The 15,804-nt window shown below is 34.4% G+C and carries 12 protein-coding genes and 3 tRNA genes; 11 read left to right on the plus strand and 4 right to left on the minus strand.

The annotated features are described in order from the left end of the window. Positions 1-3 precede the first annotated feature (3 nt). Genes PZ898_RS19415 through PZ898_RS19425 form a run of 3 tightly spaced genes read right to left on the minus strand, consistent with a single transcriptional unit; the run spans position 4 to position 4,596 of the window. A complete protein-coding gene (locus PZ898_RS19415) occupies positions 4-2,232 on the minus strand; it encodes a lantibiotic dehydratase family protein (RefSeq protein ID WP_277693994.1) in 2,229 nt (742 codons plus the stop codon). Further along, positions 2,233-4,413 carry a prolyl oligopeptidase family serine peptidase gene (locus tag PZ898_RS19420; RefSeq protein ID WP_062675566.1) on the minus strand — a complete coding sequence of 727 codons (2,181 nt, stop codon included), beginning with the start codon at positions 4,411-4,413 and terminating at the stop codon, positions 2,233-2,235. Between the two features lie 6 nt (positions 4,414-4,419). Then, positions 4,420-4,596, minus strand: coding sequence for a hypothetical protein (locus PZ898_RS19425; protein WP_157885784.1), 177 nt, complete (start codon positions 4,594-4,596; stop codon positions 4,420-4,422). Positions 4,597-4,793: 197 nt separating this feature from the next. Between PZ898_RS19425 and PZ898_RS19430 the strand changes: the two genes are divergently transcribed. The 5 genes from PZ898_RS19430 to PZ898_RS19450 all read left to right on the plus strand — a co-directional run bounded on the left by PZ898_RS19430 (position 4,794) and on the right by PZ898_RS19450 (position 11,323). Beyond that, a complete protein-coding gene (locus PZ898_RS19430) occupies positions 4,794-6,509 on the plus strand; it encodes an AraC family transcriptional regulator (RefSeq protein WP_277693995.1) in 1,716 nt (571 codons plus the stop codon). 134 nt (positions 6,510-6,643) lie between these two features. Beyond that, positions 6,644-8,395 (plus strand): alkaline phosphatase D family protein, encoded by a 1,752-nt coding sequence (locus tag PZ898_RS19435; protein ID WP_062675564.1) that lies wholly within the window; start codon positions 6,644-6,646, stop codon positions 8,393-8,395. A 161-nt stretch (positions 8,396-8,556) separates the two neighbouring features. Then, positions 8,557-9,252 carry a hypothetical protein gene (locus tag PZ898_RS19440; RefSeq protein ID WP_277693996.1) on the plus strand — a complete coding sequence of 232 codons (696 nt, stop codon included), beginning with the start codon at positions 8,557-8,559 and terminating at the stop codon, positions 9,250-9,252. A 160-nt stretch (positions 9,253-9,412) separates the two neighbouring features. After that, positions 9,413-10,462, plus strand: a complete 1,050-nt coding sequence (locus tag PZ898_RS19445) for an MBL fold metallo-hydrolase (protein WP_277693997.1) — start codon at positions 9,413-9,415, stop codon at positions 10,460-10,462. 12 nt (positions 10,463-10,474) lie between these two features. Next, complete coding sequence (locus PZ898_RS19450; protein ID WP_120233387.1) at positions 10,475-11,323, plus strand: GLPGLI family protein; 849 nt, start codon at positions 10,475-10,477, stop codon at positions 11,321-11,323. A gap of 52 nt (positions 11,324-11,375) precedes the next feature. Here PZ898_RS19450 and PZ898_RS19455 read toward each other — a convergent pair whose 3' ends face one another. Further along, positions 11,376-12,215: a DUF4822 domain-containing protein gene (locus tag PZ898_RS19455; RefSeq protein WP_184935590.1), complete on the minus strand. Its 840-nt coding sequence runs from the start codon at positions 12,213-12,215 to the stop codon at positions 11,376-11,378. Between the two features lie 268 nt (positions 12,216-12,483). Here PZ898_RS19455 and PZ898_RS19460 point away from each other — a divergent pair, with 268 nt between their 5' ends. The 6 genes from PZ898_RS19460 to PZ898_RS19485 all read left to right on the plus strand — a co-directional run bounded on the left by PZ898_RS19460 (position 12,484) and on the right by PZ898_RS19485 (position 15,802). After that, the gene (locus PZ898_RS19460) at positions 12,484-13,197 is read left to right on the plus strand and encodes a DUF434 domain-containing protein (protein ID WP_062675560.1); all 714 of its coding nucleotides are present in this window, start codon (positions 12,484-12,486) and stop codon (positions 13,195-13,197) included. 3 nt (positions 13,198-13,200) lie between these two features. Further along, a complete protein-coding gene (locus tag PZ898_RS19465) occupies positions 13,201-13,851 on the plus strand; it encodes a hypothetical protein (RefSeq protein ID WP_277693998.1) in 651 nt (216 codons plus the stop codon). A 180-nt stretch (positions 13,852-14,031) separates the two neighbouring features. After that, positions 14,032-15,396 carry an SDR family NAD(P)-dependent oxidoreductase gene (locus tag PZ898_RS19470; RefSeq protein ID WP_062675558.1) on the plus strand — a complete coding sequence of 455 codons (1,365 nt, stop codon included), beginning with the start codon at positions 14,032-14,034 and terminating at the stop codon, positions 15,394-15,396. A gap of 88 nt (positions 15,397-15,484) precedes the next feature. Beyond that, positions 15,485-15,556, plus strand: a tRNA-Gly gene (locus PZ898_RS19475). Positions 15,557-15,558: 2 nt separating this feature from the next. Beyond that, positions 15,559-15,634 (plus strand) — tRNA-Ala (locus PZ898_RS19480). Positions 15,635-15,730: 96 nt separating this feature from the next. After that, positions 15,731-15,802 (plus strand) — tRNA-Pro (locus tag PZ898_RS19485). Positions 15,803-15,804 lie beyond the last annotated feature (2 nt).

The following is a 15,804-nucleotide window of genomic DNA, read 5'->3' on the forward strand; positions in this document are numbered from 1 at the left end:
ATCTTACTTATTTTTTTCTTTTACGGCTTTATACAGTGGAAAAATAAACTCCTGTCTGAAATGATCGTTTTCATTCGATAAAAATTCTTCTATAATGATTGATTTTTGGCTTTTAACAGTTTCAATAAAAAGCTTTGCCATATCATAATTTTCAAGAGCCAGGGTTAAAGTATTGTCAAATTTGGACCATTGAATCCAGTCCGGAATTTTTCTTTTGTTTCTCCAGTTTTTTAGTTCCTGTAAAAAATCTTTTTTGTTCAATTTTAATTGATCTAACAAAAAAATATCTTTTTCTGTAATCTTCCACCGCGCTTTTGAAAGAATTATATTACGATATTCTACCCTTGGCAAAAATGTATAAATATATTCTAAGTCGCCCCAATTAAAATAAAGCCCGGGTTTGATATTCTGTGTATGTAAATCTGATAAGAAATGATAGACAGGTAATGTATTGGTATAGTAATTATGGGCGTTTGTGAGATAAGGAATAACCCTCCTATTTAGTTTTTTTGAACGTAAAATAATCTCATCATTTTTTAAAGAAATATATAGATCCTCTGTAGATATCTGATTTTCTTGAGGCAATAAAGATTGAGCTAAATAAGGAATTTCATACGTTCTCAAAGTAGGTCTTCTTATTATATTTCCTATCCTTGCTTCAGGTAAGTGAATGATTTCAGCTAAGATCACATCAGAGTTGAGTTCTTTTTCCTTTTCAGCAATGTTTTTGATAAGATTCTGTACTTTTGATTTTTCAGAACAGAATCGCCCCAAAAGAGTACCGGCACTAGTTCCTGTGCTTGCATTTAAGAATATTTTTTCATGATTATTTTCAGAAATTATTTCTGCCATGATAGAAGTGGTATCAGGCATATTATCCCAGTTTTCCTGGAAATCTTCAAAATCCGGATCAGTTAGTTCTATACTATATTGGTTATCTAGTAGAGCTTCCTGTAACTTTTCATTAAGTATTATCTGGATCGGAGTAAGCTCAATATTTTTATTTTGTTTTTCCTGTGAAATAGGGAGTATTAAATCTTCTATATAAGGATGAATGCCTTTTGAAGATGTATTTTGCTTATATCCTATACCTATTTCAGTATCTAAGACATATAGCAGAGGCATTTCCTGAGTATCAAACTTTTCGACAAAAGCTTTTTTAAATCTGGAAAATTGATTTTCCTTTTGTGTTAAAGTGATTTTATTCAGAAAACTTATTCCTGTTTTTAATTGTTTTTTCCAACTTGGGGATAAGTAAAAAGGAGAGATATTATAGAGATCCGTCTGAAAAAGATATTTTTGTTCATACTCCATAGTGAACGATTGTATCAGATCTCTGATTTCATCGTATAATATAGTAGGATTACCAATATTTAAATCCAGTTTCTCCAAGTTATTCTTTAAAGAAAGTAAAATATCAGTTTCATTTTTTATTTTTAATCTATTTAGAACAGTAATAATAGTATTTAAAAAATCAGTTCCTGATACATTAGGTTCAAGCTCACTTACCAGAACCTGATTAGCAATCAATTCTTCTACAAATTCTCTTGCATCATCTTCTGTTATCTCTTTATTAAGCAGGATATGAGAAATTTCACTAATGGTTTTACCTTGTTTTGAAAAATTTATTATTTGCTGTAACTCTGCAGATATTGGAGCCGAGGAAATAATGTATTCTCTTTTTCCTCCTGTATATTGATATTCTATATATCGAATTCTATTACCTATTTTATAGATGCTGTTATTAGGAAAAAATAAAAGCTTATTCTTTACTATGGGTAGTTGTGTAAAGTATTGTGCAAGAGAAACAAGAAAATGCATATCTAATCTGGTATCCCGTACTAATTGATCAGTAGGTAGTTGGTATCCTGTTGTGTTGTCGGAAAATTTTGATGCTTCTAAAGAAAATTCTCCTAATCCTATACCAGAAAATAAGCCGAATGGAGTACAACGGGTACTCATTCGGCTATAATATTTTAGAAGGGTATTTTTGAGTTTATGAAACTCTTTGGATGATAATGGTTTTTCTGAGCTAAGCCATTTGTCAAACTTTTCATATAGATGAGAGGAGGCAAGATAGATAGCCTCCCTAAAAACAGGATTGTTAAAAATCTCTTTTAAGTTTTTATCTGAAATTTCATCTTGACTAAGTTGTTCCTGAAAGCTCTTTAGTGAGAATAAAGGGGTTCGTACTATATACTCATTAAAAAAATGATAAGGGAAGCGTGACATCTAATTTTTTATTTGTTCTTTTGGTCGGTAGTCGGGATGGCCTAATTGCCAAAATGCAAAAGTAAATATATCATCAATATTAGTATATCTTTGATCTACTGCAACATTATTTCCATGACCTCCTTCAAAATCTATTTTTAATAACTGAGGATTGGAAGAAGCATCATTAAACATTAGTTTAGCAGCATATTTTACGGGTTCCCAGACTATAACCCGCTGGTCGTTTATTCCTCCGGTTATAAAAGTAGCAGGATACTTTTCTCCTTTTTTAATATGCTGATAAGCATCCATTTCCAGCAAACTTTTGAATTCTTTTGGATCGTTAACCGTTCCGAATTCTTTGGGCTGGCCATTAGGGGTTATTTCATCTCTTAACGGATTCATTACTCCTACTTCTGCAATAACTACTTTAAAGAGGTCAGGTCTCTCCGTCATGGCTCTCCCTACAGTAATTCCTCCGGCACTGGAACCCCAAATCGCTACTTTTTCTTGTGAGGTATATTTTTCTTTTATCAGATATTCTGTACAATCTATTAGATCCCTCCAGGTATTGGGTTTAGTTTCTTTATATCCTCCTAAGCGCCATTCTTCTCCTTTTTCTCCTCCTCCTCTTACATGAGCTATTGCAACTACACCACCTTGTTGAACCCATAATAAATAGGTGGGGGAAAAATAGGGATTATTAGAAATACCATAAGAACCATAGCTGCTAATAAGAGTCATATTCTTACCATCTTTTTTGATGTTTTTATTATATAGTAAGGATACCGGGATTTCTTGTCCATCTCTTGATTTCACGATGATTTCATTAACAATAATATCCTGAAACTCGGGATATTTAGTAATAGGGGTAAGATTTTCTGGCTTGAAAGAATTGGTCTTTAGGTCATATTTAAATCTTTGCTCATCATTGGCCCAGCCGGAGCAAGTTATCCAGATATCAGAATGATTTTCTCCTTTGCCTCTTAAATTAATATCTCCGGATGGATAGGGAAGCTCAATAGAATGATTTTGTCCGTTTTTATATAAGTATAGTTTAGCTTCTACTCCGTTTTTTGTAGTGGTATAATAAATACCATCTTTTGTGATGGTATAGCTTTTAATAATTTCGTCTTTTTTTTCAGGAATCAAAACTTCACCATTCTTAAAGTCAGGATTGATAATACTGGTTTTACATAGCTTATTGAGAGAAGTATTGTAACCTGATATAAAAAATATTTTATCTTTTTGAAAAGTTAAACTTTTAGCTTTATCGTCCGAATTGGAAAATAATCTCCAATTTTTTTTACCTGATAATAAATCCTGTTTACGAATGATAAATGTTTTTCTATAAGACTGGAAATCAACCAACATGCCAATATAGTATTGATCATCAGCACTAAAGTCTAAAATGATAGGAAATTGATCTTCGGTAATATGTAGATCAGGATTGTTTTTAGCAGAAAAAACGTCAACCGATTTATTAGGATCAGTTCCAATTTTATAGAATACAGTTCTTGTATTTTTATAAAAGTTTTGAGATGTTGGGTCAGTTGTAGAAAACTCGACATAGATAAACCCCGTATTATCATCTATCCATTTTATTCCATCGAAAGTAGCGGGTGCAGAGTTGGTAATAATCTCAGGATGTACATATTTCGTTTTTACATCCAGGATAATTATTTCTGATAATTCTTTTCCTTTTTCAGACATGGAAACAGCTATTTTACTGCCATCCGAAGATGGACTTATATAATTGATAACAAAAGAATGACTTCCGTTATTCTCTTTATACATAGCAGGATCATATAGCAATACTTCTTGGCCTAAAAAGCCTTCCTTATAATATAATCTTGCAATCTTTTCATCACCATTTTTCTTTAAATAAAAATATTTGTCATTATCGGTAATTTCAAAATCTGATATAGAGTACCCCTGCCTTCTGTCAAATTCTAACCTTTTTTCAACATAATAGTTTTTTTTAGGAATTTGATTTAATATAGAATTGGTATAATTGGTTTGAGACTGCATCCAATTTATAGTTCCTGCATTTTGAAGATCCTCAAGGTTTCTATATTCATCTATTATTTTAGTTCCAAAATAATTTTCTGTAACAGGTTTTGAAGGTGCTAAATTGTTTTTTTGAGCCTTTACGGGAAGTACGTATAAAATAGCAATAATGACAAATATTAAGTTTTTCATATTTATTTAAGGCTTGATTGTATGTTTAATGGGAGTGTTTGGATCAACTTCGCCATTTTCATCTAAAGATACCTGATTACCATTCCCTCCATATCCTCCATGGATTCTCTTTAAATCATTAATCTTCATAATCTGTACTTTTTTTAAAGACAATTTCTTTTGCGCGTTGTTTTCTTTTTTCATGATTGTTATTGTTTATAAAAATTAATTTTACAAAGAAAGCAATATTTCTTTGACCCCACTGAAAATATATCTATAGATTTATAAATACATATTTGTAAAATGTCAATAAAATAATAATGATCAATTAGTTAAAATCAAAATACAGATTATGTATTTTCTTGAAAAAATGAATATTTTTGTACGGTATAGAAAAATTAATGAAAAAGATATTCCTGCTTTTATTAGCATTCTTTTGTAGTCTATTTTTTGCTCAAAATAAAATTGATAGTTTAAAATTATTGAATTATGAGGAGTTAAGAAATAAATTTAATGTTTATGATGAATCTAATAAAAAGTTAGAAGCACAAGTTATTTCTCAATATTACTTAGCAAAAGCAAAAAAAGAAAAAAATATCCTTGAAATTGCAGAAGGATATAATCTTATGCATTCAACTGAGGACTTCCCTGTGGCCTTAAAGTATATTGATAGTCTGGCTATGATTACAAAAAATGCGAAAGGAGATGTATATCCAGCCAGAACATTTATTATAAAAGGAAATTTATACTATAAATATGACAATTTAAAAGCTGCCCTTGATAACTATATTTTAGGTTTGGAATATTCTAAAAAGCAAAAGAATTTGAAGCAAATAGCTTATGCTAATATGAACATTGCCTATTTAAATAGCTATATGGGGAAAAATAAAGAGGCAGCAAAAACATTTAGATATTATTTATTGAATTCCCACGATATAACAGATGAATATCAGCATGATCAGATGCGGGTAAGTCTTGCGTACTGCTATATTAAAATAAATAAAATTGATTCTGCCAGTTTTTTCATTCAGGAAGGATTGAATTCTCCCTTTGTACAAAAGAATATATATAATAGGAATCAGTATTTATATTTATCTGGACAGCTGCATCTTAAAACCAAAAATTATCAAGCTGCAATTGCTGAGTTAACAAAGGCGTATACTTATTTTTCAAGTATTAATGATAACAATCAAAATTTTGTATTATATAGTCTGGGAAAATGTTATGAAGAATTGAATAACAAACAAGAGGCGATAAAATATTTTACTCAGATAGATTCCAATGTAAAAAAAACGGAGATTACTTTTCCAGAGTTAGGAGATGTATATACTTTTCTAATAGATTATTATAGGGAAAACGGCGATAAAGAAAAGCAACTCTATTATATTGACCGTTTTCTAAAAGTTGATAAAAAGCTTGATGAACAATTTCGATACTTATCAACGGAGTTGCACCAAAAATATGATACGCCCAATCTTTTACAAGAAAAAGAAGTTATAATAAATGAATTAAAAAATAAAAAAACATTTTTGTATGTTTCTGTTAGTATTTTAACTTTAATATTACTTTTACTTACCTATTTTTATTATAAAACTAAGAAAGCTGAGAAAGAACATCGAAAAATTGCTCAGGACTTAATTCATTTGATTGAAAAAAGAAATCTTGAAGCAGCTCAAAATAAAAATGATAAACCAGTAGAAATATACGAACCGGTAAAGGTTGAAAGTGAAACCAAAACAATTAAAACGGTTCCCGAAGATGTTGCTCAATCTATCTTAAGGGATCTGGACAATTTCGAAAACAAACTTCATTTTTTGAAAAATGGGATTACATTAACAAGTCTTGCAAAAAATATTAAAACCAATACTGCTTACTTATCGGAGATTATTAATAATCATAAAGGTAAAAATTTCACAACTTATCTTAATGATTTACGTATTGATTATGCTTTAGATCAGCTTGTAAAAGATAAGAAATTTCGTTCTTATAAATTACCTGCTATTGCAGAAGAAATAGGTTATAATAACGTTCAGGCATTTTCGATTGCTTTTAAGAAAAAGACAGGAACTACTCCGTCTATTTATATTAAAGAGATTGAAAAATCAATTTCGAATTAAAATAAAACAAATAGGATTTTAGCATAAAACTTACTATGCATAACATTAAACATTTGTTTAAAAAACCATAAAATACATTTAAAATTTAGTTAACAATTTTCTTCTTCATATACCGTTGCTTTGCAAAAAAAGTAATGATGGAAAACAACCACCAATTCAACAGAAGAAGATTTCTTAAAAATTCACTATTGGCAGCCGGAGGAATTTTTCTTGCTCCTCTTATCGAAAGTTGCAGTGACGATTTTACTGAAAATGGAAATGCTCCCGATAATCTCCAAAACGGAGGTTTTGAATCCGGGGTCGCAAGTTTTGATCCGAGTGCAACAGGAATTATTATCTGGACCCGATATTCAAAGGGAACGGATGCAGAAATTACATGGGAAATTAGCAAAAACAATACTTTTTCGGAGGTGGTAAGAAGAGGGCAGGCCAATGCTATGGCAGTAAATGACTTTACTATAGCTGTAGATGTACAGAATATCTCTTCTAACACAAAATATTATTATAGATTCTATAACAGTAAGACCAAAGAAGTGAGTGTGACAGGAGAAACCCTTACTTTACCTTCAAAATCGGATGCTGTAAGTGAAGTGAAAATGGCAGTGGTGTCTTGTTCCAACTTTCCTGCAGGACTTTTTAATGTATACGGTGCAATTGCAAAATCTGAAGCTGATGTTGTAGTACACCTTGGAGACTATATTTATGAATATGCTCCGGGACAATACGGAACAAATCCTTACACCAATCAGTTAGGAAGAGCTCATCAGCCGGCGAAGGAAATTCTTAACCTCAGCGATTACAGAGAAAGATACAGGCAGTACAGAGGAGATAAAAATCTTCAGCTTCTTCATCAGAAAAAACCGTTCATCTGTGTTTGGGATGATCATGAATTTGCTAATGATACCTATAAATCCGGAGCAGAAAATCATCAGCCCAACGAAGGCGATTTCCAGGCAAGAAAAATGGCGGCTTTCCAGGCATATAGCGAATATATTCCTCTTAAAACGGGAAAAGATATGAGAATTTACAGAAGTTTCAATTTCGGGAATATCCTTTCACTATACATGATGGATACAAGGGTGATTGCAAGAGATAAGCAAATGGAATATTCCGATTATATTGATAGCACTGGGAATTTTAATCAAATACAGTTTAAAACAGATTTTTTAAGCACAAACAGAAAACTAATCGGAAATGAGCAGATGGCATGGCTGGGCTCTCAGATCAATAGCGATACTGCAAAATGGAAAGTGCTGGGCCAGCAGATTTTAATGACTAAAATGATGGTTCCAGCAGAGTTATTGATGCTGCTGAATCAGATTCTTGCAGAAATTAAGCAACACGGAAGTGCACAGCCGGCTACCATGCAGGCCCTTCAGAATACCATCACTCAACTGATTATTCTTAAAACAAGACACCAGCAGCAGGATCCAACACTGACTCCGCAGGAAATTGCAAGAATCACAACTACTTTACCATACAATCTGGATGCATGGGATGGATATTTTATGGAGAGGGAACAACTTTATTCTGTTCTTGCAGGGAAAAATGTAGTGGTATTAGCGGGAGATACCCACAATGCATGGTTAGGAAAACTGAACGATGCACAAGGGAAGTTTATCGGAACAGAATTGGCTTGCAGCTCCGTTTCTTCTCCTGGCTTGGAAGGATATCTGGGAATAACTTCAGATCCTGCAAAAGCGATAGAACTGGCCCAGGCATTTTCATTACTGATTGATGATCTGGATTATGCCAATCTTTATAAAAGAGGATATCTGCATGTGAAATTTACCACTGGAAGTTCTACTGCAGAATGGAGGTTTGTAGACAATGTCATCTCTGATACTTATAATGTAAGTACAGAAAAGACCTATACGATATTATAGTTTCGATAATCATATCTTATTTTCAATTAAGTAAAAAGAGTCACGGTGTACTGCGGTGGCTCTTTTGTATTATAGTTTGGAAGCTGGAAGCAGGAGGAGGGAAGCTATTAAGATCATAACTGCTTACTGAAGGTTATTTACTTTTTTTGTATCTTGAACAGATGCAAGAGGATGTAAGAAAAGATTTTTTGCCATTAGTTTCTAAAACATGGTGGTTCATGACCTGGCTGACCAGGACTTTTGGGGGGCTTTTATTGTTGGCAGCGTTTCTGATCATAATAGGATTGCCTGTTGTGATGAGTGATAAACCGGTTATATTTGTTATTGTAGCCATACTATACTATCCGGCACTTGCTTTCGGTTTATATCGTTTTTTTCTTTACCAAAGGAGAATCAGAAAAAGAATTGTCAGAAAGATAGAGGTTGATGATAAAGGAGTTCACTATGAGAGAGCCGATGGAACAATAGATAAAATTTTGTACAATAGCCTGAAAAAATATTCCTTTTCTGATGAATATGATGTGAGTATCAGTCCAAGGCATAAAACTTATATATTGACAGTAAATAACAATGGCTCGGTAGCAGACGTTGATTTTAATGGAATGGATGCAGGCTACACTACTTATATTGGAAATTTGAGAGCTTTACGAAGAAGATACATCCAGGGAATTGTGTATTTTCGACCAGATTTGCGAATAAATCCTTTGGTTTATGAGGTCTATTATATTAATCCTGCAGATTTTACTTTCGATCATAAAAAGTTTTGGACAGAATTTGGGGAGATTTTTGCGGTAATGATCCTATTCTGTTTAATATTAGGAATTATCATGCTCGGATTGGTTAAATGGCTTTTTTAAGAATCTTTCATTGATTAACGAAGAATTTAAATTTCATATCCTTTAATTTTATTTTTATATCTCAAAATCTTATGCTTATATTTATTTTATATTAAGGTTTTCCGGTTAATAAAACAGGGTGTATTCTCTGGAAAGTATGACTGGATTTAAAATTAAATGAATGAAAAGTTTAAAAAAGCAGCTCGGACAGTTTCCGGATGAAAAAAGGAAAGAATATTTCAGTACACTACCGAATTATCTCAACGGGCGATTTCAGAATATATTAACAACCCCGGCGCTGTTAGAAGGAGAAAGCATGACTAAGTTGCTCCTTCAAAGCTTGTGCAAAGTAGAAAATACATCACCAAAAACCGCTCTCCCGTTTATAGAGACTGACCTTAAGAATCTTCGTCCGGATGAAAATGTGTTGGTATGGTTTGGGCACAGCTCCTATTTTATACAGCTGGATGGAAAGAAATTTCTTATAGATCCTGTTTTCAGTGGAAATGCTTCTCCAATGCCCGGTTCTATAAAAGCTTTTCAGGGGGCAGATTATTACAAACCGGAACATATGCCGGAAATAGACTTTCTGCTTATTTCCCACGACCATTGGGATCATCTTGATTATAAAACCGTTCATGAATTAAAAGATAAGGTAGGTAAAGTTATTTGTGGTTTGGGAACCGGACAGCATTTCGAATATTGGGGCTGGAGCTTTGATAAAATTATCGAAAAAAACTGGTGGGAAAGTATAGACATTGCAGAAGGCTTCAGAATTACACTCACTCCGGCAAGACATTTTTCCGGCAGATTGCTGAACCGTAATATCTCACTCTGGACTTCCTTTGTTTTAAAAACACCTGCGAAAAATCTGTTTTTAGGCGGTGATAGCGGTTATGGAAATCATTTTACAGAAATAGGGGAAAAATATGGACCATTTGATTTAGCCGTAATGGAAAATGGGCAGTATAATGAAAAATGGCCCTATATTCATACGCTGCCAGATCAGTTGATCACAGAAATAAAAGAACTGAAAGCCAAAAATTTTATCCCGGTACACAATTCTAAATTCAAACTTGCCCAGCACATCTGGTATGAACCTTTGGAGCTCGCTTCGAAACATGCAGAAGAAAATAATATACCTATAACCCTTCCGATGATTGGAGAAAAAGTAGATCTGGATCAGTTGGGAACTACAGTCTGGAAAAAATGGTGGGAAGACTATATATAATTAAAACCCTTTATGTACTACTATAAAAAACTAATAACATTATTAATTTTGCTTTACAGTATTTTATCATACGCTCAATCCTATGAAAAAGATACTTTGCAGGGAGATTTTACATACCGCTTAAAAGGCAGGTTAAATAGACAAACAGATTACATTCATGAGGAGCTGTTCTCATTACAGGTAAGTAATAACCGGGCATTTTTTACAAGTGTTCAATCTCTTAAAAGAGATTCGGTGATAGAAAACTCTCTGCAGACAACAAAGAATCCGGATGGAAGCATTAGTCTTAGCCTTGCAGGAGTATCAGTACCCAAAACAAGATTTCTCTCCACCATATTACAGACCAATGAAAATATACAATATTTCCAGTTAGCCGGAATGTCATTGCTTACGTATAAGCAACCCGTTATGAACGGCTGGAAACTTATTAATGAATCAAAAATAATTAATACACTACACTGCAAAAAAGCCGAACTCAGCTATAGAGGAAGAATCTGGGTGGCATGGTATTCCACTGAAATTCCATTTCCCTATGGTCCCTATAAATTTGGTGGATTGCCGGGACTGATCATCAAAATAGCCGATGAAACAGGAGATTTTGATTTTGAACTTGTAAAATCCGTACCCACTGCTGAACTAAAAGGTAAGCCTGTTAAGATTAATAAAAGAAGATATACAGAAGCCATAGAAACTACACAGCCAAAACTGGAACAGGCATTAAAGACTGCCAGAGAAAATGCCGCTGCTGTACTGGCAAGCTATGGAACGACAATTTTAAAAGGGCAGGAAATTGTACGACAAAAGCAAAGAGAGCAACAACAAAATCTTGCATATGATAATCCGATAGAACTGGAAAAATAAAAACCGGTCCATTATTGGCCCGGTTTCTTCCTTCTTATCAAAAAAATAATCACTACAAAGGTTCTTTATGATTGACCTTGGAATGAATAATATCGTAAAATACAGATGGATTTGCAGCATCAGGTGTAATTCTGTAAGTAAATGTTGTTTCGTTCAGTACCAGAATATCTACAACACGGGTAAAAGTAGGAGTGGTAAGTGTTCTTTTCTTTCCATCCGGAGAGATAGACCATGTTCCTTCGGATCTTAATACATCATTTAACCCAAAAATTTTAAAAGTTCCGTTGGCCTTGAAGTAAGAATATCCCACAAATCCGGCTACACTGGCATCATTTAATGCAATATTATTTCCGCTTTTATCCTTAGCTCCAGTAGTTTCCCATGGAGTAGAAGCCAGGGTAAGCTGCCCGTTCGTTGGCTCCGCATGAGAGGTTCTTGTATGGATGATATCATAGTAAACTGACTGATCGCTGGAGTTAGGACGAATTCTGTAGGTGAACTCATTTCTGTTCAAAACAAGAATTTCAACATCACGGGTGAAAATAGTAGTCCCATCCGGGTTTAATGCTGCAATAGTTCTTGTTTTACCCTGAGCATCTACAGACCATGTTCCCATAGATCTTAATATGTCAGTCAGATTATAAATTGCAAACTTTCCATCTGCTTTGAAGTAAGCAAAACCTACATATCCGGCTACGCTGGCATCGGTAAGGGCTACATTATTTCCATTTTTATCTTTGGCTGCTGTAGTTTCCCATGGAGTGGAAGACAATAGCTGTGAGGGAGTCTGTTGTTCAATACTTATTTCATTGTCATCACTTGAGCATGAAACAAAAGATGCTGATAACAGTATAGCAGCAGACAGATAACATAATTTTTTCAGTGTATTCATAAGGGTATTTTTAAGTCTTTGCAAACTTATCCCTAATCAATGTTAATATGTTGTATAAAATATCTCTTTTGTTGTAAAAAACATAACAGATCCCAGTACAGAATGAGAAAAATGGTATTATGTCCAAAATTTGCATCAAAAGTACCCAATTCCCATCCTTTGGAGGGGTGGCAAAAATTCAAAGAATTTTTGACGGGGTGGTTTTTAGCATTATTTATTAAAATCAATTTCTTACCATAAAAATTCACCAAAAACTCTATTTTTGAATATGAATAACAGAAACCGCGGAAAAAATACTGGTGATGATACCTTATTTGGCTCAGAAAATCAGATCTCCAAACTGAGACTGGCTGTTGAAGACATGCAGTATCTGTTGAGCAGAGAGTATCCGGAAAAAGCGGCTTCTGATCTTGTGGGTAACAGGTATCGACTGAAAACCCGTCAGATACAAGCATTGAGGGGAGCGTCAGCATCCATTCAACAGCTTGATAACAGACAGTTGAAGCATGTTGGTACTTCAGATTTGAAAGATAAAACGGTATATCTTGATGGGTTCAATGTTCTTATTTTACTGGAAAGTCTGCTTTCCGAAGCTTATGTTTTTGAAGGATTGGATGGCTGTATCCGTGATCTTTCAGGTGTGCATGGAACTTATAAAAGAGTGAATCAAACCTTAAGAGCAGTAGAATTGGTAGCTTCTTTTTACCGGAAAAGTCAGATTGATCAATTGGTATGGATCTTTGATAAGCCGGTTTCCAACAGTGGAAGAATCAAACAGATTATTCTGGAATTTGCCGAAGAGCATCAGCTCAATTGGGATGCAGATCTGCAATACAATCCCGATAAATTCCTGGCAGAAAGTTCAGCCATCGTTATTTCCTCAGATGCCTGGATTCTGGACCACTGTAAAGAATGGTTTAATCTGATCGGATATTTGATTACAGAAGAAAGTATTCCTGTTAATCTGATCAAAATGAAGTAAAATATGAATCCGTTCGAACCTTATATTGCCCTGTTCTCCGAAACATGGAAAAGCCAATACAAAGCCATTTTAGCACAAGAACATCTGAAATATCTGGAAAAAAATATCCAGAAGTTTAAGGACAATACTTTAGAATTGCACCTTCCTTATTTTAATGAAGAAATAATTATTGACAGGAAAGAAAGCTTTGAAAAATTGATGAAGATTCTTGATAATAATGATTCAGATGATGTAAAAGCTCAACTTCTGGAAGAAATTCCTTTTGAACATTGGCTGAATGTTTTAGGACAAAGGCTCACCTCTGCCAGCATCCGTGATGAAAATGCTATTCCGCCTTTGAAAGCAACGTTGATCAATGCCTGCAAAGAACCATTCAACAATGAAATTACCATTGCACAAAGAGCCTGGGAAAAGCATATTGGAAGAATGGATGATGATTTCTGGGGAGAGATAAAAGGAAATAACCAACAGAAGCAGGAAAAAGTAATGGCAAAAATCAATGACATCCTTGATCATAAAACCTGGTGGAATGTTTTCTTCCATTACAAGCATGAGCTGGTTTTTGAAGTCCGGGAAAAAGAAGGTCATGGAATCCGTTGGAGTCACGGAGGAACAAAGCTGATCGGTTTTCTCGAAAAATTTATCAACGAATAAATAAATACAAACATCTGTGCATTTGCGAAATCTGTGGGAAAAAAAGTTCCCGCAGATTATGCTGCTTTTACTCATAAAACTATTGCACCTTTTCGTTTTTCGTCTTTTTTATCTTAATTTTTAACTGCGTAAAAACATTGCGTACCATGCTTCTAGTTTTGCAGACATAAAACAGAAGCTATGAATCAATCAGAACAAAAATTTTCAGCCGACGAATGGGAAATATGTCTCAAGGTACTTAATTCCTTGAAAGAAACCCCTTTCCTGAACCCTGATAATAAAACATTTTCAGGACTGATTACCAAAATTCATAAAAATGCCAAAAGACAAAGCCGTCATGAAAACTATTCTGAGATGAGGTCTCATGATCTGGCGATAAATTCCAATGCGGTACTGATGCAGAAAGCATTGGCTGGTATTTCTGCTTTTTATGATGATGAAAAGGAAGAAGTGAGACTTACAAAGCTTCAGATTCCCAAAAACTGCTACTGCTGTAACCAAAGTTATCAGTATGCTCATTCTTTCTATTCCAGATTGTGTCCCGTATGTGCCGGAGAAAACTATGAAAAGCGTTTTGAAACAGCTGATCTTACGGGAAGAAATTTAATCCTGACAGGAGGAAGAGTGAAGGTGGGTTTTGCTACTGCATTGAAGGTGTTGAGAAGCGGGGCCAATTTGGTTTTGACAACCCGTTTTCCGGCATTGGCAATGGAGCTTATGCAGCAGGAGGCAGATTATGAAAACTGGAAAGACAGACTTTGGATCTATGGCCTGGATCTTAGAAATCTGAAGGCAATCCAGGATTTTATTGATTTTTATAAGTTGAATTTTGATACGCTGGATATTCTGATCAATAATGCAGCCCAGACCATTAAATATCCCGACGAATACTATCTGCCAATTATAAAACGCGAAAAAGAAAAACTGATAGCATTTAAAGATATTCATACCCTGATTCCAAACCACACGGAAATTTCAAATGAAACAGCAAAACTGGAATATGCTCAAAATGAAGAAACGCAGGTTGCACTTACCCGTTTTGGACAGCCGGTAGATAACAGAGAAAAAACAAGTTGGAATTCTACGCTGGAAGAAGTTTCTATGTTTGAATTGGTAGAGGTGAACCTCATCAATCATATTGCCCCTTATTTTCTGATCAAAGAGTTGAAACCATTGATGAAAAACTCTGCTTTTAAAGAAAAATTTATCATCAATGTCACTTCATCAGAAGGAATTTTCAGCTACGAAAATAAGACGATTTTTCATCCGCACACCAATATGACAAAAGCAGCTCTGAATATGATGACCCTCACTTCTGCAAAAGAATTTGAAAATGATCAGATTTATATGAGTGCCGTAGATGTGGGGTGGATTTCTACAGGAGCCAAAGAAAGTCTTAGAAAGAAACAGTTTGAGATGGGATATATTCCCCCGCTGGATTCTGTGGATGGGGCGGCCAGAATTATGCACCCTGTGATAGAAGGAATAAAAGGAAATTACTTCAGTGGAGTTTTATTGAAAAACTATAAAGTTCATACCTGGTAAAATCCATACGGAGATAATAGTAATAATGGAAAAATACATTTTGCTAAAATGAGTTGCAGGTTCGATTCCTGCTTATCTCCCAACTATTGAAACGGTAGCTCAACGGAAGAGCTTTGACCATCCACGTCAACGGCTGCGGGTTCGATTCCCGTCCGTTTCACAGGAGTACATAGTTCAAAAGGAGAAGAATACGTCCTCAGCAGGGACGAGCTGCAGGTTCAAATCCTGCGGTACTTCCAATGCAAACAATGGAGATAATAGTTTAGCGGAAAAATGATTCCCTGCCCGGAATTGATGCACATTCGAATCGTGCTTATCTCCCTAATCAGAAAGTCAGAGCAGTAGCTTAATCTGGAAAAGCATATCCATGGAGGATAGGTTGCCGGTTCGATCCCGGTCTCTTTGGCT

It is taken from the genome of Chryseobacterium sp. WX (assembly GCF_029542485.1).
Lineage (GTDB): Bacteria > Bacteroidota > Bacteroidia > Flavobacteriales > Weeksellaceae > Chryseobacterium > Chryseobacterium cucumeris.

What these genes read in the sequence shown, in the direction of transcription:
- PZ898_RS19430 (WP_277693995.1), top strand. Translation starts at nt 4,794, where the DNA reads ATGAAAAAGATATTCCTGCTTTTATTAGCATTCTTTTGTAGTCTATTT.
- PZ898_RS19450 (WP_120233387.1), top strand. Translation starts at nt 10,475, where the DNA reads ATGTACTACTATAAAAAACTAATAACATTATTAATTTTGCTTTACAGT.
- PZ898_RS19425 (WP_157885784.1), bottom strand. Translation starts at nt 4,596, where the DNA reads ATGAAAAAAGAAAACAACGCGCAAAAGAAATTGTCTTTAAAAAAAGTA.
- PZ898_RS19460 (WP_062675560.1), top strand. Translation starts at nt 12,484, where the DNA reads ATGAATAACAGAAACCGCGGAAAAAATACTGGTGATGATACCTTATTT.
- PZ898_RS19455 (WP_184935590.1), bottom strand. Translation starts at nt 12,215, where the DNA reads ATGAATACACTGAAAAAATTATGTTATCTGTCTGCTGCTATACTGTTA.
- PZ898_RS19440 (WP_277693996.1), top strand. Translation starts at nt 8,557, where the DNA reads ATGCAAGAGGATGTAAGAAAAGATTTTTTGCCATTAGTTTCTAAAACA.
- PZ898_RS19470 (WP_062675558.1), top strand. Translation starts at nt 14,032, where the DNA reads ATGAATCAATCAGAACAAAAATTTTCAGCCGACGAATGGGAAATATGT.
- PZ898_RS19435 (WP_062675564.1), top strand. Translation starts at nt 6,644, where the DNA reads ATGATGGAAAACAACCACCAATTCAACAGAAGAAGATTTCTTAAAAAT.
- PZ898_RS19420 (WP_062675566.1), bottom strand. Translation starts at nt 4,413, where the DNA reads ATGAAAAACTTAATATTTGTCATTATTGCTATTTTATACGTACTTCCC.
- PZ898_RS19415 (WP_277693994.1), bottom strand. Translation starts at nt 2,232, where the DNA reads ATGTCACGCTTCCCTTATCATTTTTTTAATGAGTATATAGTACGAACC.
- PZ898_RS19445 (WP_277693997.1), top strand. Translation starts at nt 9,413, where the DNA reads ATGAAAAGTTTAAAAAAGCAGCTCGGACAGTTTCCGGATGAAAAAAGG.
- PZ898_RS19465 (WP_277693998.1), top strand. Translation starts at nt 13,201, where the DNA reads ATGAATCCGTTCGAACCTTATATTGCCCTGTTCTCCGAAACATGGAAA.